The organism is Allomuricauda sp. R78024 (genome assembly GCF_044596045.1).
GTDB lineage: Bacteria > Bacteroidota > Bacteroidia > Flavobacteriales > Flavobacteriaceae > Flagellimonas.
Window position 1 is genome coordinate 3044744 of the sequence record NZ_CP138995.1, and the last position, 21658, is coordinate 3066401.

Below are 21658 nucleotides of genomic sequence, written 5' to 3' on the forward strand. Positions count from 1 at the left end.
GTTCATATCTTTGCTTGAAGTTGTTTTTCCCACTAATGTTATTTATCGCCATAATAATTATTTACTTTATACTAGCGCTAGTCTTGGTCATTGGACTACTGTTAAACGGTGTTAGACCAAGTAAGACCTTAGCATGGCTTTTAGCAATTTTCACTATACCAATTGGTGGTGTTTTACTATATCTATTGCTGGGCAGGAATCGAAGAAAAAACAAGCTTTTCAATTTAAAAAGCGATTATTTAACTGATATACACTCCCCGTTAAATCAAGAATCGGTTAAGCGGCATCCTGACAATAGAAAAATCATAAAACTTATTAGTAAAACCAGTAACTACCCTTTAACGCATCAAAATCAAGTAAAGATTCTTAAGGATGGAAAAGAAACCTTTGAATCTATATTTTCAGCCTTAGAAAATGCCAAACATCATATACACATCCAATATTATATTTATGAGGATGGAATACTAGCAAATAAATTGTTGCAACTATTTAAAAAAAAGGTAGAAGAAGGGGTTAAGATTCGTCTTTTATATGATGGTATTGGCAGCTATTCATTAAGCAAAAAACATATCAAAAACCTTCAGAAAATTGGTGTTGAAGTACATCAGTTTCTACCCTTTAGATTTGGAAGGCTTTTATCATCAATAAATTATAGGAACCATAGAAAAATCATTGTAATAGATGGTTACGTGGGATTTACAGGCGGCATCAATGTCTCTGATAAATACCTTATTGGTGATGAAGCTTTAGGAAATTGGCATGATATCCATTCAAGAATACAAGGAAAAGCAGCTAATTATTTAGATAGGATTTTTGTTGCGGATTGGTGTTTGGCAGGTGGTGAAAAGGTAGAATCTCTAAAACATTCCAAGACAATATCAACAGAAAAAAACGGCATGGAAGTACAAATAGTCCCCAGTGGACCTGATGATGACTTCGCCACAATGGAACAGGTTTATTTTTCCATTATAAACAATGCAGAGAAGTACGTCTATATTATCAATCCTTATATCATTCCCAATCATGCAATTCTGCAAAGTTTACAGACCGCGGCCTTGAGCGGTATAGATGTGCGGATATTGATGTCTACAAGTACCGATATAAAAGTGGTTGATTGGTGCGTTAGGGCATATTTTGAATCTTATTTAAAAGCGGGTATAAAACTCTATTTATATCCTGATGGTTTTTTACACAGTAAAGTGGTAATCAGTGATGACCAGATTGTAAGCGTGGGAACAGCCAATCTTGATGAACGAAGTTTACAGCAAAACTATGAGGTCAATGCCATTATTTATAATAATGAGCTATGCAGGAATATGAAAGAAGATTTTCTGATGGATTGTTCCAAATCTATCTTACTTGATCTAGAAACACATCAAAAAAGGCCCTGGTCTACAAAGATTCTTGAAGGGTCAGCAAAATTATTGAGCCCTTTATTATGAAACAAATGTTTCATAACCCAATTCGTTTCTACATCCCTTTCCTTCATACCAGCAGTCAATATTGTAAATGGTGGTCTCTGCAATTTTCTTTAATGCCTCTTTGGTAACGAAAGCTTGATGAGGAGTTAGCAATACATTTGGCAGAGAAATCAACTCCTTCAATTGTTCATCTTTAATTCCCTTTTTACTATTGTCTCTAAAAAAAACTCCTTTTTCCGTCTCATAAACATCTGTGGCATATCCACTTAAAGACTTCGTTTTAATTGCCTTTATTAAATCTATTGTTTTCACTACCGCGCCTCTGGCGGTATTGACCAATAAAACTTTTGGTTTCATTATATCAAACAAGGATTTTTTGAACAAATGGTGCGTTTCATACGTAAGTGGAACATTGATACTAATAATATCTGCCTGTTTACAGAGATTTTCTAAATCCATATACTCTAAATCATACTGACTTTCTAGATAAGGGTTGTTTTTCAGATCGTTGGCAATCACCCTGCATCCAAATGCATGAAATAGCTGAACTAGAATGGAACCTATTTTACCTGTACCTACAATTCCCACCGTTTTTCCGTTTAAATTATGACCAACTAAATCATCCAAAAGAAAATTGTATTGACGCACTTGTTCATTAGCTTGAATCAGTTTCCTGTTTAATGCCAAGAGTAAGCATATTGCATGTTCCGCAATAGCATGTGGAGAGTAGTCCGGGGCATTGGCAATTCTTAAACCAATACGCTTTGCCGATTTAATACTTACATTGTTGTACCCTGCAGATCTAAGTGTAATAAATTTTACACCAAGATCTTTTAAAATTTCGAGAACTACCAATGAGGCATCATCACCGGAAAAAATAGAAATGGCTTCATACCCTGCAGCCAAAACAGCAGTGGTACTATCCAAGGCTTGCGTTACAAAGGTTAATTTGTATTTCTCTTTATTGGCATTGTTAAGGGTTTCTATCTCAAACTCTTTGGCACTATAAACTAGTAACTTCATCTCTATGTTCTTTACGGAAAATTAAATCTTGTTCCTTTAGTGCAAAAACCACCAGTTTTATATAATCATTAATGGTTTTATCAATATTTATAGGGTCGATTATATCAATATTACCCCTCCAAATAAGTTCCCGTTCCTTTCCTACACATATGCAATACAAGGAGGTCTCTGCATGATAAATGGTAAACTCCTCGTAATAATCGTCTTCGTAGAAAATGGGCTGATACTCCAAATAATCATCGTTAAAACTATTTAATGACCAATCCAAATTGGACATTCGCTTTCTAAACGTCTCTTTATTTTCCGAACCTATGATTTTGGTAAAAAGGATAGCATCAAAATCTTTATTCAGAAGCTGCTGCTCCACCTCCGAAAGTTCTTCTTCTGATTGTTCTGAGGAGGTAAACTCCACATCAAAAAGATCAATGCTTCTTATCGACTCTACATTTCGTTTAGAGAATTCATCTTTAAGTTTAGTTTCAAACTGTACTCTTGCTTCTTCATTCGAGGTCATTCCAACAAGCAATACCTTATTGGCATCAAACAGCACTATATCTGGATTTTTCCAATTGGTAACTAAGCTAGTTGAGGAACAACCTGCCGAAAACAAAATCATTAGAGTTATTATTTTTCTCATCTTCCTTTTATTAATAGTATCAAAGGGTATTAACAGGATAAAAATCCACAGGGCTAACTAAGCAATCTTTTTTGCTTTTTTTTCTTCATCACATTGGAAATGATTTTGAAAATTTTTGTTTTGGATGCTCTATAGTCAACAAAATAATCCTGTATCTCTTTTTTTAACTCGGCATGGGTTTCTAAATATGCATTCTCCATGTTTATCTGGTCAACCTCATCTACCATTATTAGTATTTGATTTTCGTGCAACTGCACTTTTTTAAAGATTTCAACCAGGTTTTTTTCTGCCTGGCTCAACGAATCCACAACCCTTTTTACCTCATCAAAAATCTTAACATCAATCAAGTCCAAAGTATAATCCTGTATCATAGTATTTAAGAACTTTTGCTCGTCTTTGGCAAATTTCAATTCTGATGACCATTTTTTGGATTCTCTGTGCATTTCATCTGCACTTAACCATTCTGTATATGCTTTTTTTATAGTGTTATTTTTCATAGCTAGTTTGAATTTAGGACGGTGAATGAAGCTTCATTCACCGTCCTTTATAAGATTAAACAACCTCAATAACACGTTTTGATTTTTCCTTAGCTTCTTCTGCTTTAACAAGGTTCAATTTTAAAATACCGTTTTTGTAAGTTGCCTTAACATCTTGGTTTTGATCAACAGTATTTGGTAATTGCATAGTTCTTTTAAAACAATTGTAGCTGAACTCCTTACGTGTGTAGTCTTCATCTTTTTCCGTTTCTTCCTTAGTTTTTTGTGCAGAAACTTCTAAAATGTCATCCTTCATGGTGATTTCAAAATCCTTTTTGTCAAAACTTGGGGCGGCAAGTTCAATTTCAAAATCATCATCATGTTCTTTAATGTTCATTGCCGGCAACGACTTTTCCAAGCTGAAAAAATCATCATTTACAAATGCGTCGCGATTAAAAAAATCCGCTAAATTCTCGTTCCATGGAAATCGGGTTCCATTAAATTTAATTAATGACATAGTTATATATTTAAGATTAATGAATACTATTTACTACCAATGTAAAAAGCTGCCTTTTGCCAAAAAATGATTTGAATCAACTCTCAAAGCACTTAAATTCAAAACAATGGTTTTTTTCTTTTTAAAACAGACCCTGCATAATTGTAGACTTCGGCCTTAAGTTTAAGGTAGTCATCATAGTGTTGCGTTACCTTTAAATCCAGATTTACATGTTTTTTGTAATAAGCCAGATCACATATTGCCGTTGTGCATTCCAAAATACCTCCCATGTTGTTTTCATGTTTGGAAATCAATCGTTTTAAACTTTCTTTTTCCTTTTTTGACTTTAAAAACTTCTGCTTGAAGATTTCTAGTTTTTCAAATAGGTTAGGCGTTCTTGGTTCAAAAACATATGACTTTAAAAGCCCTTCTATAAAAAGCATTTCATCTTGAATAAACTGGATTTGGGATTTCCATTTTTGAAGTTCCCAGTGGAGTTCTTCCATTTTTTTTTCTTGATGAAATTCTTTTTTTTTCGACACCTTCAAATCATTTGATTGAAAATGAAGGTAAACAACAACAATTGACCATAAAATGATCTAAGTCAATTTGACGATAAATCAAATGCCAAAAACACTTCTGGCAAGTGCTTTAAATTGATTGTCGGTCATACTATCCGCTTTGTCCAAAGCTTTAACTTTTAGTGCAAGCCTATGATGGTCTTTTTCCAAATAGGCCAAAAATTTATCCGCTGTTTCTGCCGGACCAAATATGGCAAGTTGATCTGCAATTTTCACAGAGGTTACTAAATTTTCAAAATACCTTTTTAGTTGATGTTTTTCCCGTTCAAGGTATTTGCTGTCCTGCACAACATCTTGTGGCCCCCATCTTGTCTTGGACCTAGACCCTCCCTTTGGATTAAAAAATTCCATATTTGAAGGAATGGTAAAGAATTTTTCAACTCCATTTTCAAATACTACACAATCAGCTTGTTGCTTGTCCAACCATATTCCAATTTGTTTCATACTAGTAGGTTTTTAATTATCATTGAGTTCCAATATTGGTATTTTTGGGTCGTAACCAATTTCCTTGACCATAGGGTTAGAAAGAATACTGCCAAAGAACAAGTGTTTTCTATTTAAAAAAGCAATTATGTCGCAATCGTTATTTTCTATAAAAGTATTGATCCCATCACTTACATTTGTTGCAGACAGGAAGCGGATTTCATAATCGGTCCCATCCAGAATATCTTGCAAGAGTTGTTTGTTGGTCTCTTCTTTCCGATTGAGTTTCCCATCTTTGTTTTTATCAATATGAACAACATTTATTTTTGAATCATGAAGTTGAGCGATTTCAATAAGATACTGTAACTCCTTCCTTTTATAATCAGATTTAAAATCAGTAGGAAAAACAATTTCCTTTGGAACTGAATAAGAATATCCTTCAGGCACGGCAATAACTGGGCATTCCTTTATTTTTTCCATTAAAGTTACCGTGTTCGTGCCAAAAATTTTTGCTTTTGAACTGTTGGTTCCCTTGGTTCCCATGACTATTATATCTATATCCTTTTTAGCAATTATACCTTTTACAGCCTCAATTAAACTATTGAATGTGCAGATGGTATGGAATTTATGTTTTGGATTATCTGGGTGTAATCTTATCATTTCCATTAATCGGGTCATTCCCTCTTCAGAGGTTCTTTTGGCGGTATCATAAAACTGCTCACCGGATTCGGGAACCATCATGTTATCCAGTGTGTAAGAAGATACCCGAAATACGTTTAAAACATAAAAGTCGCATTGAACATCCCTATATAGCTCAAGGGCATATCTTATGGCATTCAGTGCATTTTTTGAATAATCTGTAGGAAGTAAAATTCGTTTGTCCATTTTTATTGACTTTTGTTTTAAAACTAATTCATGGAAAAGTGAACTACTATGACTTTCGTCAATTTGCCTATTTGAATTCCTTAAAAAGTGTATTTGTGGTATTTCTTAAGATTTGGGGTGATATGGTAACACCAAAAAAGGCACTAAACTGCGCAAACCAATGTTCCGTATTATGGGCTCTACAAAAAGTCGCTCCAAGAAAGTATGTTTATTATGAACCATAGCTAGCAGTTGTATGTCATGTTGACTTTGAAAGTTATTAATAGCTCCTATCACCTCTTGATCTGGTTCATCATAAAAATAATGATTGGAAGTTGCCACTATTCTCTCGAGGATAGTTTTATTTGAACTTTGCTCTTTGGAAAGTCCATACGGTGATGAAACATGCATTATATGAATTTTAGACTTGCGCTGCTTGGCCAAATTCAACAAATAATCAAGGCCTGATAATTTGTAATCAATTTCAAAATCTGTTGGAAATAAAATATGATCCAAGGGTCTAAACTTGCTTTTTTTAGGGATGATCAGAACAGGTACGGTAGCTATTCTTAATACATGCACAGTGTTAGACCCCAAAAATATTCCCTTTGCTCCAGTTGCTCCCTGCGTGCCCATAATTACAATATCAATATTCTCATTTTTAACTGTATTTTGTACCTCATCAACCAAATTATTGAAGGCAGCGTGCGTAACAAAAGTGTGTCTAGGGTTTTTGAATTTTGAGACCAGGTTTTTTCTTATTTCCTCCAATTGTGTCTGCGCAACCTGTTGATGACCATCTGGAAGTCCCACTTTACCTGGACTGCCCAACATATAATCAACCCTGTAAATTGCTGGAGTATACGCATGCATTAAATAAAACACACAGGTACTGTCTTCAAACAGCTCGATACCATGGCAAATGGCATCAAAAGCATTCTCTGAAAAATCCGTTGGTAAAAGAATATTCATCATAGTGGCAATTTTAAATAGCTTACAATATTTTCAAAACTAGAACAGGAAGGTCTTCCATACTATGATTTAGATCAATTGCAATCCATTTCAAGTTTTTTAAATTGCACTATTAAACAATGAAATTGTGAAAGGAAATTTTAATGAAATCATTAACTCAGAACAACTTATTTTGGTTGATTTTTTTGCGGATTGGTGTGGTCCATGCAAAGTGTTGGCTCCCATTCTTAAAGAAGTTAAAGATGAAATGGGCGAGACCCTCAAAATTGTAAAGATAGACGTAGATAAAAATCAATCAATTGCAGGCAAGTATCAGGTGCGCGGGGTACCTACAATGATTCTGTTCAAGGAAGGGAAAACACTTTGGAGGCAATCCGGTGTGGTACAGAAATCTGAAATAGTGAAAACCGCAACGTCTTTTCTATAGTCACACAAGTAACTTTTCAAGAAGAATTTTTTTCTAAAATACCGCCGCATGACTTTTCTCATTTCAGCGGTAGACACACTTCTCTATTTTTCCTAAAAATTAACGGAAAAATGGAAAAATCAATAGAATCCTCAACACATAGTTCAATCAAAAGGAAAAATCTTAAAACTATCCTAGTGATGTACAACCATCAATTAACCAAGATGAAAGCGCAATTGGATGGGCTTTTCACAAATTCTTACGCGGTTGAAAATTTAGATGAGATACGAGAGATCGCAATGTTACTTCAAGAAATACGGCGTAAGATAAATATGTCGGAAAAAGAACTTTCAATGGGATTGGATTACAATGACATACCCATTCAAACAAAAAATAAGCTGAACACTCTAGACAAGGACTTCATAATTCTCAACAATGCTTTCTTGGCAATTGGCAGAATCAATAGGGAACAATCAGCTTAAGGTAAAAATGAAAGGAAATTAACCAGTAGGTCTTTTTTTAGTCGTAAAGATGCATTACCAAAAATGGAACTTGGGTATTGAAAGCAACTTTTTTTATTACGCTTTCATTGATTATTGTTTCAAAAAAACTGTGCCAATAGTTTATCATGCATACAATGCCAATATCATTGTTTTCTTCAACAAGCTCTTTTATTGTAATGTTGATAGGCTTTTCTTTTTTTAAAATTACAAGCTCATGATTCACCCCTTTAAGACGTTTTTGAATTAATTCATGAGCGGTTTTTTGATGTGGTTCAAGTGTATTTATATCACCTAAATATAGCACTCTTATTTTGGCATTAAGGATTTTTGCAATGTCAATCATGGGTTTTATTTCATAAGTATGGTAAGCATGTTCCAACCCCGTAATAAAGAGAATTGTTTCAATAGTATCATGTTTAAAATCATCTGGCACTGCTATAATCGGACAGAGATCAACATTTTTTATGGTTTTGTATGTATTGCTGCCCATAAAAACTTCTTTTAGCCCTGTTGCTCCCTTGGTTCCCATAATGATATAATCGATATCCTTATCGAATACAACTTGGCGTATTGCGTTGGTCAAAGTACTTATTCGTATAAGAGTATTGAATTTATGTTTAGGGTTTTCATAACTTTCTTCAATGCGTTTCAATGTCTTTTCCAATCCCCTTTTTGATTCTTCTTTGGTTATCTCGTAAAGCCTTGTTTCATTGGCCCTGTTTATTGTGGTAACAAGTCCTGAGGAACCCAATTGAAAAACATTCAAAATAAAAAATTCACATTCTTCGTTTTTGAAAAGTGATAGCGCAAACACGATTGCATTCCATGCGTTTTCAGAAAAATCTGTTGGAAATAATATCCTTTGCATAATGTATATACCATTTATTGATTACCCTTCAAAGTCTGGAAGGACCATTAGAGGGATACTGGTTTTAAATCCTACTTTCTTCACTACAGGTTCTTGCGTTAACCGTTCCAAAAATGTATGGGAGTAATTGGTAAGAACAATTAGGTCTGCAGCCTGTTCTTTGGAAAAATCTCGGATGGCTTTTGAAACAGTCGATTTTATAGTCACTTTGTAAAAAGAATATGGGTATCCTTCCAATCTTTTTTTTAAAATTTTCCTGTTATAACGTTGTAGGCTGCTCAGTCTAAATTCCTGGGCCACATGAAATATTTTAATCTCAGATTTCCATACATCTATTAATTCCAAAAATGGCTTCAATATCCCTTTCGGAAAAAAGTGCGCATATTCAGTAGGAAAAACTATGGTCTTCATTAATTGAAAATCAAATGTTTTTGGTACAACAATCAATGAGCAATTTTTTACCGCTTTTAAGACCTTAACCGTATTGCTTCCCATAAAAATCTCTTTTGCGCCCGTAGCCCCTTTTGTGCCCATCATAATGACATCAATATCATATTTTGGGATAAGTTCCTTGATAACAGTTACAACATTTCCTTTGACTGAAATTGTTTTGAAAGTATGATTTTGAATACCATGGTTTTGCTTAAGGTAGGTTGTGATTTTTTTCAGTTCTTTTTCTGAATAGTCTGATAATGATTGATAGACTTCACCTGCCCTAACAGAGCTTTTAAACCCAGCAATATTTTGTGATTTGGGTTCATAGACGTGCAGTAGATAAAATACACATTCAAAATCTGCGTAAAGCTTTATTGCGGTGAAAAGCGCATTCCAGGCATTTTCTGAAAAATCTGTGGGTAAAAGAATCTGTTTCATAGCACCTTATTTAATTATTTCTGATGTATCATGTAGCACCAGGAAAGGCACTGTACTGCTATAACCAATAGAATCCACGTTCTGTTTTAACAGCAAACGCTCAAGAAATGAGTGTTTTTTGTTCATCATAACAATTAAATCCATATCGTTCTTTTCTACATAACTGTGCACCACATTAGGCATATATGCATCCGTGATATCTTGAAAGACCACTGACAAACCTTTTAGCAAAACCTTCAAGTGTTCCTGGTTCTCTAATTGAATTGGAGTTAAATCATCTTCTTCAACAGCATGTACCACATGCAATAAGGCCTTGTTTTTTGATACTATCTCTAACAATGGTTCCAACTCGTTGAGATTGTATTTTGATGCATAATCCGTAGGTAAAAGAACTTGTGTTATTTTTCTGAAATCATATTCCACGGGTACTGCCAACACAGGACGTTTTGATTTTCTGATAACATGCACCGTATTGGAACCCAAGAACAGTTCTTTTGCACCTGAAGCTCCCTGTGTGCCCATAACAACCATATCTATGTCTTTGGTCTCGCAAACCTCCTTTATTTCATCTGTTGGGGTGTTGAAGGCGGAAAGTGTTTCAAATTGATGTTTAGGGTTCTTATATTTTTTTTCAATTCTTAACAGCGTATGTTCCAATCCACCCAATGATAAATCCACACCTACATCTGGTATGGCACTATGAACCGGCCCCCCGACCATGTAATCTACTCTATAGAATGATGGGGTATACGTGTTTAAAACATAGAACAAACACGCTTCATTTTCAAAAAATTGAAGTGCGTAATCAATAGCGTTCCAAGCGTTTTTAGAGAAATCGGTGGGTAAGAGTATCTTTTTCATTTTTCTAACTATTTATCTAGGTAAATTCTGCATGACCAGAAAAGGAATTTTAATCTTTAGACCTAATTCATCAACAGAAGAACGGTACAGCATATCTTCAAAAAATGAATGTCTTGAATTGACCATTGCCAACATACCAACATTGTTTTGGGTTATGTATTCCAATATGGCCTCAACCCTATTTTGAGTAGGAATCATTTTAAAGGAGAGATAGGCTTTTGAAAGTGTGCGTTTTAAGAATAACTTGTTGTCTTCCTGTCTATGGCTCAACACTTCAAAATCTGAAATATGGACACAATGAATTTCTGATTTGAACTCTCCTGCTAAATTGCCCAAAAGCTTTAATTCCCTTCTTTTATAAGGCAACATATAATCTGTAGGAAACATAATAACTTTGGGTTGTCTGTGTTCAAAATCTTGGGGGATTGCCAAAACCGGGCATTTAACGTATTTAAAAACCTCAATGGTAAAACTTCCAAAAGTTGTTTTATGGTTGCTGGTTTCTCCCTTAGTCCCCATTACTATCAAATCTAGGTTGAGCTGATCTACAAAGTCATTTACGCCATCCACCAAACTGTCAAAAGATGCAACTGCGTGGAAAACGTGCAAAGGGTTTGGGGGCATCCCAATTACTGATTGGATCAATACATCCAATTCTTTTTCAACTTCCAGTCTAATATCTCTTTCCGCCTTTTTCCTTTCACTAACAGTTGAATTATTAAACCTTCCATAGACTTTATCGGCAAAGGCATTCATAATATAGAACTCAGTCCTTGTGTTCTTATAAAGCTCTTGCGCATATTTTAGAGCATGTAGCGCATTTTCTGAGAAATCTGTTGGGACAAGGATAACATTCATAGTCAAAAACTTTGACTAAAAGTATACTAAGACCAAAAGGCATAAAATGATATTGGTCAATTAATGAGTTGTATCACCCTAGTTATTCATGGATAACATAAAACGGGTTTTTAGTATGGAAGCTAATTTTTTCTACAATCGAGTCGAAAAGAATCTGTTGTATAAAATTAAGGTTTTTTGCTACCATTATAATCATATCAATATCCCTGCTTTCCACAAAACACTGTATGGCAGATTTTACATTTTTATTTGTTATTGTATGAAAACTAAATCCTTTTTGGAAAGATTCTTCAAAGAAATCGAACAAATATTCTTTGTTCTGTTCTTGATTAGAATTAAGTTTCTGATCTTGTTTGGACACATTCATTATCCTAATTCGCCCATCACTTAAATGAAGTATTTCTGTAATAGAACTTAGAATACTATGGGAATAAAAAATATTAAAGTCTGTGGGAAATGCCAATTCAGAGGGTTTTGAAAAAACAACTTCTTTGGGTATTACCAATGTGTTGCACTGCACTTTGGTAATAACATCCCCAGCATTACTGCCAACTACTTTTTCTCTTAACCCAGATACCCCTTTGGTTCCCATGGCAATAAGATCAATGCCTTTGTCTTCTATTTGTTTTTTTACAGATTCTATAAAGAAACCGTGTTCATTGATAGCAAAAAAAGAATGATTGTTATTTGTACTCTGCTGTCTGGTTTTATCCATCAGTTTGGATAATACATCTTTTGCACCGTTTACGGGTTTGCCTAATACAGTTTTCCTTTCAGAATTTAAAATTGTATTGACATGTAACAGATAAAAATTACAATCCATTGAATAAAACAAACCTTGGGCATATCTCAGTGCATTTTCAGAGTATTCTGAAAAATCTATGGGAATCAAAATATTTTTCATTGTTAATGAAATAACACAACTAAGTTAACGTCATGAATATCAATTATGAATGATAAATATCATTTTGACACAATGGTAAAAACCACTACAGATTTTAATTAATGTACTGTAAAGATTCTTGGTCTAAAATCCGGATTTTTCTATTTTCAACGCTAATCAATCCTTCATTTTTAAAATCGGACAAAGTTCTAATAAGGCTTTCTGTAGCAATACCGGCTACATTGGCAAGGTCTCCTCTGGTAATTTGTAAGGGTTTTTCCAGTCCTTGATTCATTGCTTTTTCAAACTGCAGCAAGGTTCTGGCGGTTTTTTTCCTAACAGAACTGTATGCCATTTGAAGAAGCTGCTCTTTTATCTGTGAAATATTACCGGCCATGACTTCCATAAGTTCTAAAGAGACCTTTTGGTTTTCTTCAAGAATGGTTTTAAGCTTAGATTTAGAAATACCAACAAGTTCAACATCTTCAATAGCAACTGCGCATTCTTGATAAGGTATATTTTCCATTAAAGAAGTAAATCCAAGAAATTCATCAGCTGCATACAAAGCAGTAATCAGTTCTTTTCCTTGTTCTTCCAACTTATAGCATTTTGCAACTCCTTTAAGTATTAAGTAGACGTTATTAGAGTGGTCTCCTTCATTATATATGGTCTCTTCTTTCTTAAAAGAGTATTGTTCTCCATGATCATCAAAAAAGTTTTTGAGCTCATGCAAAGACCGTATTTCGTTTTTGTTCTTAATTGCTTCAAAACGGGCAGAAAAAGCACTGTCCATAAGTTTTGCCTTTTCAAGCCTTGAATGAATGGCACTTAACAGTTCTTCTTCTTCAAAAGGTTTGGTGAGGTAATCATCGGCTCCCATATCCATTCCTCTTCTAACATCTTGGCGTTCGGTCTTGGCTGAAACAAAAATGAATGGAATATGCTTGGTCTCTTCATAAGATGATAACACTTCAAGTACGCCATAGCCATCCAGCTCTGGCATCATAATGTCACATAAAATAAGGTCAGGGCATTCCTTTTTTGCAATTTCAATGGCAATCATTCCGTTTGCAGCGTCAAATACCAGAAATCCAGATAAATCAAGAAGTTCCGCTATATTTTCGCGTAAGGACAAATCATCTTCAACTAAAAGAATTTTTTTCACCTTCTTATGTTTAAATTGGAATCTCTAGTATAAAAATAGAACCTTTTCCCAGTTCACTTTCAAATGTAACATTACCGCCAAGGTTAATCAAGTGTTGTCTTGCAATATTAAGTCCAATACCAGTGCCTTGGGTGGTTAAAACATTGCTTGCCCTAAAGTACCTTTCAAAAATAAATGGTTGCTCTTCTTTAGGAATACCAACACCCTGATCTACTACATGAATCATCATTGCATCTTGACTGCGCTTTACAATCAGTTCTATTGATGTATTCTCAGGAGAGTATTTTATGGCATTATGTACCAAATTAGATAATGCAAGGGCCATTACTTTCTCATCAAATTTTATGGAAATGTCATCAATGTTCTTAGGGTATAAAATACGTTGCCCCTCTTTTAATAGTGTATTTGCGCTATAAACAACTTCATTGATCAATTTGCTTAATGGGAATAGAGCTGGATTATATGTAACCTTGCCAGATTCTAACCTTTCAAGTGAAAGAAAGTCTGTAAGGATGTCATCCAAATGTTTGACTTTGGATTTGATTGTTTCAATATGCTTATTCCGTTTTTCTTGCTGATCGGTCTCGGTATATTTGGACAATAGCGCCGTAGAAGTCAAAATACTGGTCAAAGGGGTTTTAAATTCATGGGATACTAAAGATAAAAATTTGGTCTTTAGTTCATTTAGTTTTTTCTCTGCTTTTAATGCCTCGCTAAGTTGCTCTGTGCGTTCTTCGACCTTTTTTTCAAGATTCTGTGTGTACCCTTTTCTTTCGGTTATGTCAAGAACAATGGCTACGCCAACCCGTTTTTTTCCGATTTTTGATAATTGCAGGTGAACTTCCACAGGATATGTGGAACCATCTTTTCGCTGGTGCATGGTTTCAAACTCAATCTTTTCCTTTTTATTCTTTAGAAGAGGTCTAAGAAGCCTGGTAAAACTTTCTTTTGAAAGCTCTGGTTTTATATCCAATATGGACATTTGTTCCAATTCTTCAATTGAATAGCCAAGATTCAATTGTGCGCCGTGATTAACATTTAAGAAAGTAAATGTATTATAATCAAAAACGAATATTTCATTTAGGGATTCATTAAAAATCCGGAACCAATGGTTAATCGCCTGTTCTGCTTTTTTACGTTCAGAAATATCGATTACCAAGGCCATCACATAATCTTTCCTCAATAATTTGAATGAATTTAGGCCGATTTCAACAGGGAACCCAGCACCATCTTTTCTAATGCCCTCAAGGTCCAAACCCAAACCCATACTTCTTTTTCCGCCCTCTTTTATAAATTCACCAAAATGTCCTTCGTGACAGCTTCTAGATTTCTTGGGCAATAAAGTTTCTAAAGATTTTCCATTAAGTTCTTCCTTAGCATACCCAAACATTTTATTTGCCACGGCATTACTGGCAACGATAAGCTGTCTGTCATTTACTATGAGAATTCCCTCAGAAATTGCTTCTGAAAGGATTTTAAAAATATTATTTTCTTCAAATAGTTTCACAACTTAAAGGTAACTCTTATTACTGATTTTGGTCATAGAAAAAAGATTTCATGACTGTTACTTTTGATTGAACATTAATATTAGCGGTATGTTAGATTCTAAAGAAGAAATGGGAAAAGTGTTTTACCAAAACCTGGGCAAACTTTTTTATGCAGTTGCACAAGCGGATCATAGTGTGCATGTTAAGGAAATTGATAGATTGAAAGAAACAGTAAGGGAAAGCTGGTTGAAAGTAGGCGATATTGAGGATGAATATGGCACAGATGCAGCTTTTCAGATTGAAAGTGTCTTTGATTGGTTACTGGAATATGAAAAGAATGGTGAAGAGTGTTATGAGGAATTTGAAGCCTTTTATACTGAACATCGTAAATTGTTCAGTGAAGAAATAAAGTATTTAATTAAATCTACATCAAAAGCCATAGCATCTGCATTTGCAGGGAGAAATAAATCTGAACTCATCTTGCTGGGCAGACTGGAATTACTTTTTAGAGGGTAATCAAATTTTAATCGTCATTATTGGGGTATTTGCCTGGTTGGCCACACTTTCTCCTATGCTTCCCATAAAAAAATGAGCCAAACCTATTCTACCATGGGTTGGTATAGCCACAATATCTGCAGATATATCATTGGCATAATTGAATATTCCTTGTTCAATGGAATAATCATTATAAATTTTGATAGGTATTTCTTCTCCTATCAAGGATGTAAATGCGTCTATTTTCTCTTGTATTTGAGAATTGCTCATAAAATTAATACCAATGGTATTGATATACACAAGATGAAGCCTTGCAGAAAATGTCAAGGCAAAATCTTTAACCTTGTTGAAAGCACTACAGTTTTCAGGTTTTAAATCACATGCAAAAACAATGTTATTAATGTCAAAACTTGAGCGTTTCTTTTTTATTACAATTACCGGCACCTCTGCAGTTCGTATTACTTTTTCGGTATTCGAGCCCACAAAGAAGGTTTTTAAACCACTAATGCCATGAGAGCCCATAACTATTAAGTCGATATTTTGTTCTTTGGCCACTAAATTAACCTCACTAAAAATCTTGAAGTTTTGGAGTACCGTTTTAACCACTACGTTTTTTAGATAGGGTTTATCCGTAAACGTTTTTATTTTGTCTTTAGCTAATTTGATGTAGTATTTAGCCTCTTCTTGTTCCTCAAGTTCAGATTTGGAAAGAACAGACTCAGAAAGACCAATCATATGAAAAATAACAATACTAGCATTTTGTTCTTTTGCAATTTGGGCCGCCACTTCCAAGGCATATTCTGAATATTCAGAAAAATCAACTGGTACCAATATTTTTTTCATTGACTCTTTATATGAGAAATTGAATGTAAAAGTAAATGGCGAATTTACCCCGAACCATGACCTATGTCATTTTGTATCTAATTACCTACTCCAACCTTTGTGGTAATCACTAAATAAAAAGTATGGCACTTAATTTTAACAAATATGCCGCGGAAGGAAATAAGTTCATGAATGACTACACCAAGAAAATGAATCTTGGAGATAATAAAGAGAAATCAGGACGCATTTTGAGTGCAATTCTTCATGCCTTGCGCGATATCATCCCAATACAGGAATCATTTCAGTTTATGGCACAATTGCCCATGTTTCTTAAAGCGGTTTACGTTCATGGCTGGAGCTTTCATGCTAAGAAAATTAAAACTAAGCATATGGCGGATTTTATTGATTTGGTTCGCCAACATGGCGGCCCGGCCGCAATCAACGATTATGAGTACAGTGATGAAGTTGCCGAAAGATATATCCAAACAACCTTTATCTTTTTAAGGAGGTATGTATCACTGGGTGAACTGGAAGATATAAGGGATTCATTGCCCAAGGAATTAAAAAACATGGTGTATTCCAATATTATGTTTTAAAAATAGTAAGAAAGCAAAAAAATAAGAGATGAAAACAATAATAACAATACTAGTAATTTTTTTGAGTGCGACCTTAACCGCGCAATTACCAAAAGCTTTGGATGAAGTTGCTCCATTCAGTGAAGGTCTTGCAGGAATTAGGAAGGGAAATCAATGGGCATTTATTGACGACCTGGGCAATATTATCATTGACTTTAGGGGAGATGTTTATTGGAACCCAAATGCGAATGATTCATCAGAGGGTGTAAAAGCAATTAGATACCCAAAATTCACCAATGGGCGCTGTATCGTAAGAAAATATGTTGATGAAATTCCCATATATGGTTTTATTGACACAAAGGGCGAGTTAGTAATTGAATATCAATTTTTAAACGTAAACCTTTTTAAAGATGGAGTTACCACAGGGATAATACATGAGAAAATTTTTAGGGGACGGAATGAATTCAAACTTAACATTTATGAAGACAAGTTTCATGAAGTATTAATGGATACTTCAGGTGAAATCATAGAATTTTTAGGAAGAAGGTATAATATACAATTGAAGAAAAGCAGGTACGAACTTCCTCGTATTACATCAAAAATACTCAATGATAAATTAGTTGCAATAAGAGTTGAAGACAATTGGGAAATTAGAAAATTAAACTTTTAGAGGTTGGTTACCAGTATCCTTTTTTTTGAGCTTAGTAACCTTTGTTACTGTAATTGTAATACAGATTTTAGTACTTCATCACATCAAAAAGTTATCATATAAAACATCTTATTTATGAAAGTAGAACAGATATACACAGGTTGCTTGGCACAAGGTGCCTATTATATTGAAAGTAATGGCGAAGCAGCCATTATAGATCCCTTACGCGAAGTAGACCCATACATTGAAATGGCCAATGAACGTAATGCTAAAATCAAATATGTTTTTGAAACGCATTTTCATGCAGATTTTGTTTCAGGGCATATTGATCTGGCCAAAAAAACCGGAGCTAAAATAGTTTATGGTCCTACATCGATGGAAACAGGTTTTGATTTTTTGTCGGCAAAAGATGGGCAAGAATTTCAATTAGGAAATGCTACGGTAAGGTTAATTCATACCCCTGGCCATACCATGGAAAGTAGTTGTTATCTATTAATTGACGAAAACGGAAAGGAAACTTCCTTGTTTTCAGGTGACACTCTTTTTATTGGTGATGTGGGCAGACCGGATTTGGCACAAAAGGTAATTGCAGAACTAACGCAAGAGAAATTGGCAGGACATTTATTTGATTCTTTAAGAAACAAAATAATGCCCTTAAATGATGACATTATCGTGTATCCTGGCCATGGAGCAGGCAGCGCATGCGGCAAAATGATGAGTGATGAAACTACAGATACGCTTGGACATCAAAAAAAGACAAATTATGCTTTGAATCTCAATCTATCCAAAGAAGCCTTTATTGATAGTATTTTAACAGGCTTAACCCCACCTCCAGGGTATTTTCCACAAAATGTCCTTTTGAACATTAAGGGTTACGAAGCAGTTGACCACGTTATTGCTAAAGGTACTACCCCACTAAGCGTTGCGGCTTTTGAAACCGCTATGGAAGAAACTTCTGCCATAATCATAGATACCCGTGATGCACAAGAATTTGCACGAGGATATATTCCAAACTCTTTCAACATTGGGTTAGATGGCAGTTTTGCCAATTGGGTAGGCACAATGATAGTTGATGTAGCACAACCACTATTGATTATTGCCGAAAAAGGCAAAGAAGAAGAGGTAGTCACTCGTTTGGCCAGAATTGGTTTTGACAATACCCTTGGCTATTTAGAAGGTGGTGTTAAAGCATGGCAACAGACAGGTAAACAATTGTACACCGTAAAATCGATTGGAGCAGAAAGGCTCGCATCAATAATGGAAGAGAAACATGTAAATGTTTTAGATGTAAGAAGAAAGAGCGAATACAATAGCGAGCATATGTTGCATGCTATCAACCTCCCGTTGGATTATCTTCAAAACAACCTATCAGAAATTGACAAAAATAAAATCTATTATGTCCATTGCAGAAGTGGCTATAGGTCTATGGTATTCATTTCAATTCTCCGTTCAATGGGTTATGAGAACATGATTGATATTAAAGGCGGATTCAAAGCGATGAAAGAAACTGGAAAGTTTGATATTTCTGATTACGCTGAGCCCACTACCATGTTATAAAATGAAAAGTCGATATCAAATATTGATTGTTGGAGGTGGAACGGCTGGCCTGATAGTTGCAAGCAGTTTGCTCAAAAAGAACCCAAAATTGCATATTGGTATTATAGAGCCTTCTGAAAGTCACTGGTATCAACCTGCTTGGACCTTGGTTGGTGGGGGCACCTATAATTATAAAAGAACCATGAGGCCCATGAAAACTGTGATTCCCAAAAAAGCTGATTGGGTCAAGTATGAGGTTATATCCATAGAGGCTAAAAATAACACTGTCACTATATCAAACGGTAAGCAAATCACATATGAGTACCTTGTTATAGCACCAGGGTTAAAACTTGCACCTTCATTAACAGAGGGCTTGGAAGAAGTACTTGACAAAGGGGTTGTCTGTAGCAATTATACCAATCCCAATCATACTTGGCAGGTCATCAAAAACTTTAAAGGAGGCACGGCACTATTTATACAACCACCCAAACCATATAAATGCGGAGGAGCTCCTCAGAAAATAATGTACTTGGCAGACGATTATTTTAGAAAGCATGGGATCAAGAAAAACACCAAAGTGGTATTTGCGTCAGCTAGTGACATCATATTTTCAGTGAAGAAAATAGCCGATACCCTTTGGAAAGTTGTCAATAGGAAAAGTATCAATGTCAAATTTAAGCATGAATTAAAAAAAGTAGATGGTGCAAACCAGATTGCTTGGTTCAACGTTTCGCCTGATTTTGTGGAGCATAATCCAATTCAACTTGAAATATTAGAAGAAAATGACTTGGTCGGAATTAAATATGATATGCTGCATGTAGTCCCAATCAATGTTCCTCCGGACTTCGTAGCCCAATCAAATCTGGGGGATGAAAAGGGATGGGTCGATATTGATAGCAAAACACTTCAGCACAAGCAGTTTCCAAATATTTTTAGTCTTGGTGATGCTAGCAATCTACCTACCTCAAAAACAGGCGCCGCCGTAAGAAAGCAGGCTCCTGTGGTCGTTAATAATATCTTACATCTTATAAAGGCCAAGGAACTAGGTAGTAAAACTTATGATGGTTACACTTCCTGCCCTTTTATAACCGGATATGGTAAAATGGCTTTGGCCGAGTTTGATTATGACAAAAATTTTATGCCAGATCCCAAATTGAAACGAATGTTCATCAAGGACTCTTCCAAAGAACATTGGCGTTTATGGATTTTAAAAAAGTACATTTTGCCCTATCTATACTGGAACAAGCTGTTAAAGGGCAAAGAGATTTAAAAACAAAAACTGGAGGCGATTTTACCATCGCCTCCAGTTTTTTCATGAACAAATTCTTTTTTAAGCCATTGTTTCTTCCTTGCTCTTATTTTTTGCAATTCGCTCAATTAAATCCGGTACTTTTTCAAATACTGCTGCCAATCCATGGGTTTTACCGGCCGCCAAGAATGATATTTCGTCTTCTCTACTTACCAAAAAACCGATAGGTTCTATACCGATTCCAGCACCAGCTCCCATTCCTTCTCCTCTACGTGCTTTACCTTCCGTGCCTTCACCTCCACCGGAGCCAAATCCCATGCCAACTTTAATAACAGGGACACATTTAAATTCTCCCAGTTGAAATTGTTCTCCAACAATAGTTTCCGTTTTTGCCTCGGACTTTATGAAGTCCGTAATCTGTTTCAATAATTCTTCAAAGTGTAAATCCATAACATTACGTTTTACTATTAATAAATGATTTAATAAGGTTTATTGGGCGGTTATGTAGGTGTATCAATAAAAAGTTCCTTTCTTCAAAGTTGACGTTAAAATGCGCCACATAATGGTTCAGAAAAGCAAAAAGGGGGAATAGTTTTGCATTGGTCAGGCAATCACCCGTATCAATGTCCAACACAAACTTCTTGACTTTAAAAGATTTCAGTAGCGCAAGTATTTTTTTTACTGAAATACCATTTCCCTTGGTCTTCTCCCTATTCCTGATTTTTTTCTGCTTTTTGGGAAATCGCCTTCTAAAGGGGTAGAAATAATGGTGAAAAAAGAAAGTCTTCAGTTTTAACTTTAGAATCTCTTCTTGGTCATGCTCCATACTTATAGTTGCCAAACCTCTTAGCCTAAGATAATATTGATCACTATCTGTATTGATATAAAAATCAATTGGAACCAATAGAAAACCAATGATCAACAACGCAAAAACCACCAATACAACCAAAGCAGCCATTTTCTGTTTTTACAACAAAAGAAATTGAATTAAAACCGATCTGCAATGACCTGTGTCATTACAAATTGTACCATATCAAAATACCTTTGAGAACAGTAAACAAAAAAATCAATGAAGATGAAAAAGACTTTGTTTTTAATTGCGTTCACGGTTCTAGGAACCATGACGCTTTATGCTCAGAAAGAGAATGGGAGTTCTGATAAAACTTCCAATTATGGGAAAATGTTCAACCCAAAGACCATTGAAACTTTTGATGCATCCGTAGCATCAATATTGACAATCTACGAAGCGCAAAAATCTACCTATGGGATACATCTAGAGGTGAAAAGTAACCAAGGAGTTATCCCTGTACATCTTGGTCCGTCTTGGTATATAGACAACCAAAATGTTTTGTTTTCTATAGGAGATACTTTATCTATTACAGGCTCAAGAATTACTTACGAAGGTGCTCCTGCCATTATAGCCATGGAGGTGCAAAAAAATGAAAATGTTCTGCTGCTTCGTGATAAAAATGGTTTTCCTCATTGGAGAGGATGGCAAAAAAAGAACAAAAGAAACAAAAAGTTTAAGTCATAGT

At 35.0% G+C, this 21658-nt stretch carries 27 protein-coding genes; 9 read left to right on the forward strand and 18 right to left on the reverse strand.

Features of this window, described 5'->3' with window-relative positions; genetic code table 11:
* The first annotated feature begins 35 nt into the window (after positions 1 to 35).
* On the forward strand, positions 36 to 1442 hold the full coding sequence (cls, locus tag SJY44_RS13680) for a cardiolipin synthase (protein WP_396590162.1): 1407 nt from the start codon (positions 36 to 38) through the stop codon (positions 1440 to 1442).
* Here the strand turns inward: cls and SJY44_RS13685 are convergent.
* From SJY44_RS13685 to SJY44_RS13720, 8 genes are all read right to left on the reverse strand, one after another.
* Complete coding sequence (locus SJY44_RS13685) at positions 1437 to 2444, reverse strand: 2-hydroxyacid dehydrogenase (RefSeq protein WP_396590163.1); 1008 nt, start codon at positions 2442 to 2444, stop codon at positions 1437 to 1439. The genes cls and SJY44_RS13685 overlap by 6 nt on opposite strands.
* Positions 2425 to 3081 carry a hypothetical protein gene (locus SJY44_RS13690; protein WP_396590164.1) on the reverse strand — a complete coding sequence of 219 codons (657 nt, stop codon included), beginning with the start codon at positions 3079 to 3081 and terminating at the stop codon, positions 2425 to 2427. The genes SJY44_RS13685 and SJY44_RS13690 overlap by 20 nt, the downstream gene beginning before the upstream one ends.
* A 53-nt stretch (positions 3082 to 3134) precedes the next feature.
* On the reverse strand, positions 3135 to 3578 hold the full coding sequence (locus tag SJY44_RS13695; protein ID WP_396590165.1) for a hypothetical protein: 444 nt from the start codon (positions 3576 to 3578) through the stop codon (positions 3135 to 3137).
* A 55-nt stretch (positions 3579 to 3633) separates the two neighbouring features.
* The gene (locus SJY44_RS13700; protein ID WP_396590166.1) at positions 3634 to 4074 is read right to left on the reverse strand and encodes an Hsp20/alpha crystallin family protein; all 441 of its coding nucleotides are present in this window, start codon (positions 4072 to 4074) and stop codon (positions 3634 to 3636) included.
* 98 nt (positions 4075 to 4172) lie between these two features.
* A complete protein-coding gene (locus SJY44_RS13705; protein WP_396590167.1) occupies positions 4173 to 4559 on the reverse strand; it encodes a hypothetical protein in 387 nt (128 codons plus the stop codon).
* Positions 4560 to 4673: 114 nt separating this feature from the next.
* Entirely contained in the window at positions 4674 to 5078 is a 405-nt protein-coding gene (locus tag SJY44_RS13710; protein WP_396590168.1) for a hypothetical protein, read from the reverse strand.
* Positions 5079 to 5090: 12 nt separating this feature from the next.
* A complete protein-coding gene (locus SJY44_RS13715; RefSeq protein ID WP_396590169.1) occupies positions 5091 to 5942 on the reverse strand; it encodes a universal stress protein in 852 nt (283 codons plus the stop codon).
* Positions 5943 to 6047: 105 nt separating this feature from the next.
* Positions 6048 to 6896: a universal stress protein gene (locus SJY44_RS13720; protein WP_396590170.1), complete on the reverse strand. Its 849-nt coding sequence runs from the start codon at positions 6894 to 6896 to the stop codon at positions 6048 to 6050.
* A gap of 124 nt (positions 6897 to 7020) precedes the next feature.
* Here SJY44_RS13720 and trxA point away from each other — a divergent pair, with 124 nt between their 5' ends.
* Together trxA and SJY44_RS13730 are read left to right on the forward strand one after the other, a co-directional pair.
* On the forward strand, positions 7021 to 7320 hold the full coding sequence (gene trxA / locus SJY44_RS13725) for a thioredoxin (protein WP_298927394.1): 300 nt from the start codon (positions 7021 to 7023) through the stop codon (positions 7318 to 7320).
* Between the two features lie 110 nt (positions 7321 to 7430).
* Positions 7431 to 7781, forward strand: coding sequence for a hypothetical protein (locus tag SJY44_RS13730; RefSeq protein WP_396590171.1), 351 nt, complete (start codon positions 7431 to 7433; stop codon positions 7779 to 7781).
* A gap of 37 nt (positions 7782 to 7818) precedes the next feature.
* Here the strand turns inward: SJY44_RS13730 and SJY44_RS13735 are convergent, their stop codons facing one another.
* The 7 genes from SJY44_RS13735 to SJY44_RS13765 form a co-directional block, all read right to left on the reverse strand.
* Positions 7819 to 8670, reverse strand: coding sequence for a universal stress protein (locus SJY44_RS13735; protein WP_396590172.1), 852 nt, complete (start codon positions 8668 to 8670; stop codon positions 7819 to 7821).
* A 21-nt stretch (positions 8671 to 8691) separates the two neighbouring features.
* Positions 8692 to 9543, reverse strand: coding sequence for a universal stress protein (locus SJY44_RS13740; protein ID WP_396590173.1), 852 nt, complete (start codon positions 9541 to 9543; stop codon positions 8692 to 8694).
* Between the two features lie 6 nt (positions 9544 to 9549).
* Positions 9550 to 10404, reverse strand: a complete 855-nt coding sequence (locus SJY44_RS13745) for a universal stress protein (protein WP_396590174.1) — start codon at positions 10402 to 10404, stop codon at positions 9550 to 9552.
* Between the two features lie 12 nt (positions 10405 to 10416).
* Positions 10417 to 11262, reverse strand: a complete 846-nt coding sequence (locus tag SJY44_RS13750; protein ID WP_396590175.1) for a universal stress protein — start codon at positions 11260 to 11262, stop codon at positions 10417 to 10419.
* 82 nt (positions 11263 to 11344) lie between these two features.
* Positions 11345 to 12166 carry a universal stress protein gene (locus SJY44_RS13755; RefSeq protein ID WP_396590176.1) on the reverse strand — a complete coding sequence of 274 codons (822 nt, stop codon included), beginning with the start codon at positions 12164 to 12166 and terminating at the stop codon, positions 11345 to 11347.
* 94 nt (positions 12167 to 12260) lie between these two features.
* On the reverse strand, positions 12261 to 13310 hold the full coding sequence (locus SJY44_RS13760) for a response regulator (RefSeq protein ID WP_396590177.1): 1050 nt from the start codon (positions 13308 to 13310) through the stop codon (positions 12261 to 12263).
* A gap of 10 nt (positions 13311 to 13320) precedes the next feature.
* Complete coding sequence (locus SJY44_RS13765) at positions 13321 to 14817, reverse strand: PAS domain S-box protein (protein WP_396590178.1); 1497 nt, start codon at positions 14815 to 14817, stop codon at positions 13321 to 13323.
* 88 nt (positions 14818 to 14905) lie between these two features.
* On the opposite strand from SJY44_RS13765, the gene SJY44_RS13770 reads away from it, so the two are divergent.
* Complete coding sequence (locus SJY44_RS13770) at positions 14906 to 15313, forward strand: hypothetical protein (RefSeq protein WP_396590179.1); 408 nt, start codon at positions 14906 to 14908, stop codon at positions 15311 to 15313.
* Here the strand turns inward: SJY44_RS13770 and SJY44_RS13775 are convergent, their stop codons facing one another.
* Positions 15314 to 16135, reverse strand: coding sequence for a universal stress protein (locus SJY44_RS13775; RefSeq protein WP_396590180.1), 822 nt, complete (start codon positions 16133 to 16135; stop codon positions 15314 to 15316).
* Positions 16136 to 16257: 122 nt separating this feature from the next.
* Between SJY44_RS13775 and SJY44_RS13780 the strand changes: the two genes are divergently transcribed.
* The 4 genes from SJY44_RS13780 (at position 16258) to SJY44_RS13795 (ending at position 20144) form a co-directional block, all read left to right on the forward strand.
* Positions 16258 to 16710, forward strand: a complete 453-nt coding sequence (locus SJY44_RS13780; RefSeq protein ID WP_298927426.1) for a DUF2267 domain-containing protein — start codon at positions 16258 to 16260, stop codon at positions 16708 to 16710.
* Positions 16711 to 16738: 28 nt separating this feature from the next.
* Positions 16739 to 17359: a WG repeat-containing protein gene (locus SJY44_RS13785; RefSeq protein ID WP_396590181.1), complete on the forward strand. Its 621-nt coding sequence runs from the start codon at positions 16739 to 16741 to the stop codon at positions 17357 to 17359.
* Between the two features lie 114 nt (positions 17360 to 17473).
* A complete protein-coding gene (locus tag SJY44_RS13790) occupies positions 17474 to 18895 on the forward strand; it encodes a rhodanese-like domain-containing protein (RefSeq protein ID WP_396590182.1) in 1422 nt (473 codons plus the stop codon).
* 1 nt (position 18896) lies between these two features.
* Positions 18897 to 20144 carry an FAD/NAD(P)-binding oxidoreductase gene (locus SJY44_RS13795; RefSeq protein ID WP_396590183.1) on the forward strand — a complete coding sequence of 416 codons (1248 nt, stop codon included), beginning with the start codon at positions 18897 to 18899 and terminating at the stop codon, positions 20142 to 20144.
* 60 nt (positions 20145 to 20204) lie between these two features.
* Here the strand turns inward: SJY44_RS13795 and SJY44_RS13800 are convergent, their stop codons facing one another.
* Complete coding sequence (locus tag SJY44_RS13800) at positions 20205 to 20573, reverse strand: spore germination protein GerW family protein (RefSeq protein WP_298927437.1); 369 nt, start codon at positions 20571 to 20573, stop codon at positions 20205 to 20207.
* A 4-nt stretch (positions 20574 to 20577) separates the two neighbouring features.
* The gene (locus SJY44_RS13805; protein ID WP_396590184.1) at positions 20578 to 21081 is read right to left on the reverse strand and encodes a hypothetical protein; all 504 of its coding nucleotides are present in this window, start codon (positions 21079 to 21081) and stop codon (positions 20578 to 20580) included.
* A 117-nt stretch (positions 21082 to 21198) separates the two neighbouring features.
* Here SJY44_RS13805 and SJY44_RS13810 point away from each other — a divergent pair, with 117 nt between their 5' ends.
* On the forward strand, positions 21199 to 21657 hold the full coding sequence (locus tag SJY44_RS13810) for a hypothetical protein (RefSeq protein WP_396590185.1): 459 nt from the start codon (positions 21199 to 21201) through the stop codon (positions 21655 to 21657).
* Position 21658: the final 1 nt, after the last annotated feature.

Excerpts from the sequence above, each read along its gene's own strand:
- cls (WP_396590162.1), top strand. The coding sequence starts at position 36 with ATGTTATTTATCGCCATAATAATTATTTACTTTATACTAGCGCTAGTC.
- SJY44_RS13685 (WP_396590163.1), bottom strand. The coding sequence starts at position 2,444 with ATGAAGTTACTAGTTTATAGTGCCAAAGAGTTTGAGATAGAAACCCTT.
- SJY44_RS13690 (WP_396590164.1), bottom strand. The coding sequence starts at position 3,081 with ATGAGAAAAATAATAACTCTAATGATTTTGTTTTCGGCAGGTTGTTCC.
- SJY44_RS13695 (WP_396590165.1), bottom strand. The coding sequence starts at position 3,578 with ATGAAAAATAACACTATAAAAAAAGCATATACAGAATGGTTAAGTGCA.
- SJY44_RS13700 (WP_396590166.1), bottom strand. The coding sequence starts at position 4,074 with ATGTCATTAATTAAATTTAATGGAACCCGATTTCCATGGAACGAGAAT.
- SJY44_RS13705 (WP_396590167.1), bottom strand. The coding sequence starts at position 4,559 with ATGGAAGAACTCCACTGGGAACTTCAAAAATGGAAATCCCAAATCCAG.
- SJY44_RS13710 (WP_396590168.1), bottom strand. The coding sequence starts at position 5,078 with ATGAAACAAATTGGAATATGGTTGGACAAGCAACAAGCTGATTGTGTA.
- SJY44_RS13715 (WP_396590169.1), bottom strand. The coding sequence starts at position 5,942 with ATGGACAAACGAATTTTACTTCCTACAGATTATTCAAAAAATGCACTG.
- SJY44_RS13720 (WP_396590170.1), bottom strand. The coding sequence starts at position 6,896 with ATGATGAATATTCTTTTACCAACGGATTTTTCAGAGAATGCTTTTGAT.
- SJY44_RS13730 (WP_396590171.1), top strand. The coding sequence starts at position 7,431 with ATGGAAAAATCAATAGAATCCTCAACACATAGTTCAATCAAAAGGAAA.
- SJY44_RS13735 (WP_396590172.1), bottom strand. The coding sequence starts at position 8,670 with ATGCAAAGGATATTATTTCCAACAGATTTTTCTGAAAACGCATGGAAT.
- SJY44_RS13740 (WP_396590173.1), bottom strand. The coding sequence starts at position 9,543 with ATGAAACAGATTCTTTTACCCACAGATTTTTCAGAAAATGCCTGGAAT.
- SJY44_RS13745 (WP_396590174.1), bottom strand. The coding sequence starts at position 10,404 with ATGAAAAAGATACTCTTACCCACCGATTTCTCTAAAAACGCTTGGAAC.
- SJY44_RS13750 (WP_396590175.1), bottom strand. The coding sequence starts at position 11,262 with ATGAATGTTATCCTTGTCCCAACAGATTTCTCAGAAAATGCGCTACAT.
- SJY44_RS13755 (WP_396590176.1), bottom strand. The coding sequence starts at position 12,166 with ATGAAAAATATTTTGATTCCCATAGATTTTTCAGAATACTCTGAAAAT.
- SJY44_RS13770 (WP_396590179.1), top strand. The coding sequence starts at position 14,906 with ATGTTAGATTCTAAAGAAGAAATGGGAAAAGTGTTTTACCAAAACCTG.
- SJY44_RS13775 (WP_396590180.1), bottom strand. The coding sequence starts at position 16,135 with ATGAAAAAAATATTGGTACCAGTTGATTTTTCTGAATATTCAGAATAT.
- SJY44_RS13780 (WP_298927426.1), top strand. The coding sequence starts at position 16,258 with ATGGCACTTAATTTTAACAAATATGCCGCGGAAGGAAATAAGTTCATG.
- SJY44_RS13785 (WP_396590181.1), top strand. The coding sequence starts at position 16,739 with ATGAAAACAATAATAACAATACTAGTAATTTTTTTGAGTGCGACCTTA.
- SJY44_RS13790 (WP_396590182.1), top strand. The coding sequence starts at position 17,474 with ATGAAAGTAGAACAGATATACACAGGTTGCTTGGCACAAGGTGCCTAT.
- SJY44_RS13795 (WP_396590183.1), top strand. The coding sequence starts at position 18,897 with ATGAAAAGTCGATATCAAATATTGATTGTTGGAGGTGGAACGGCTGGC.
- SJY44_RS13800 (WP_298927437.1), bottom strand. The coding sequence starts at position 20,573 with ATGGATTTACACTTTGAAGAATTATTGAAACAGATTACGGACTTCATA.
- SJY44_RS13805 (WP_396590184.1), bottom strand. The coding sequence starts at position 21,081 with ATGGCTGCTTTGGTTGTATTGGTGGTTTTTGCGTTGTTGATCATTGGT.
- SJY44_RS13810 (WP_396590185.1), top strand. The coding sequence starts at position 21,199 with ATGAAAAAGACTTTGTTTTTAATTGCGTTCACGGTTCTAGGAACCATG.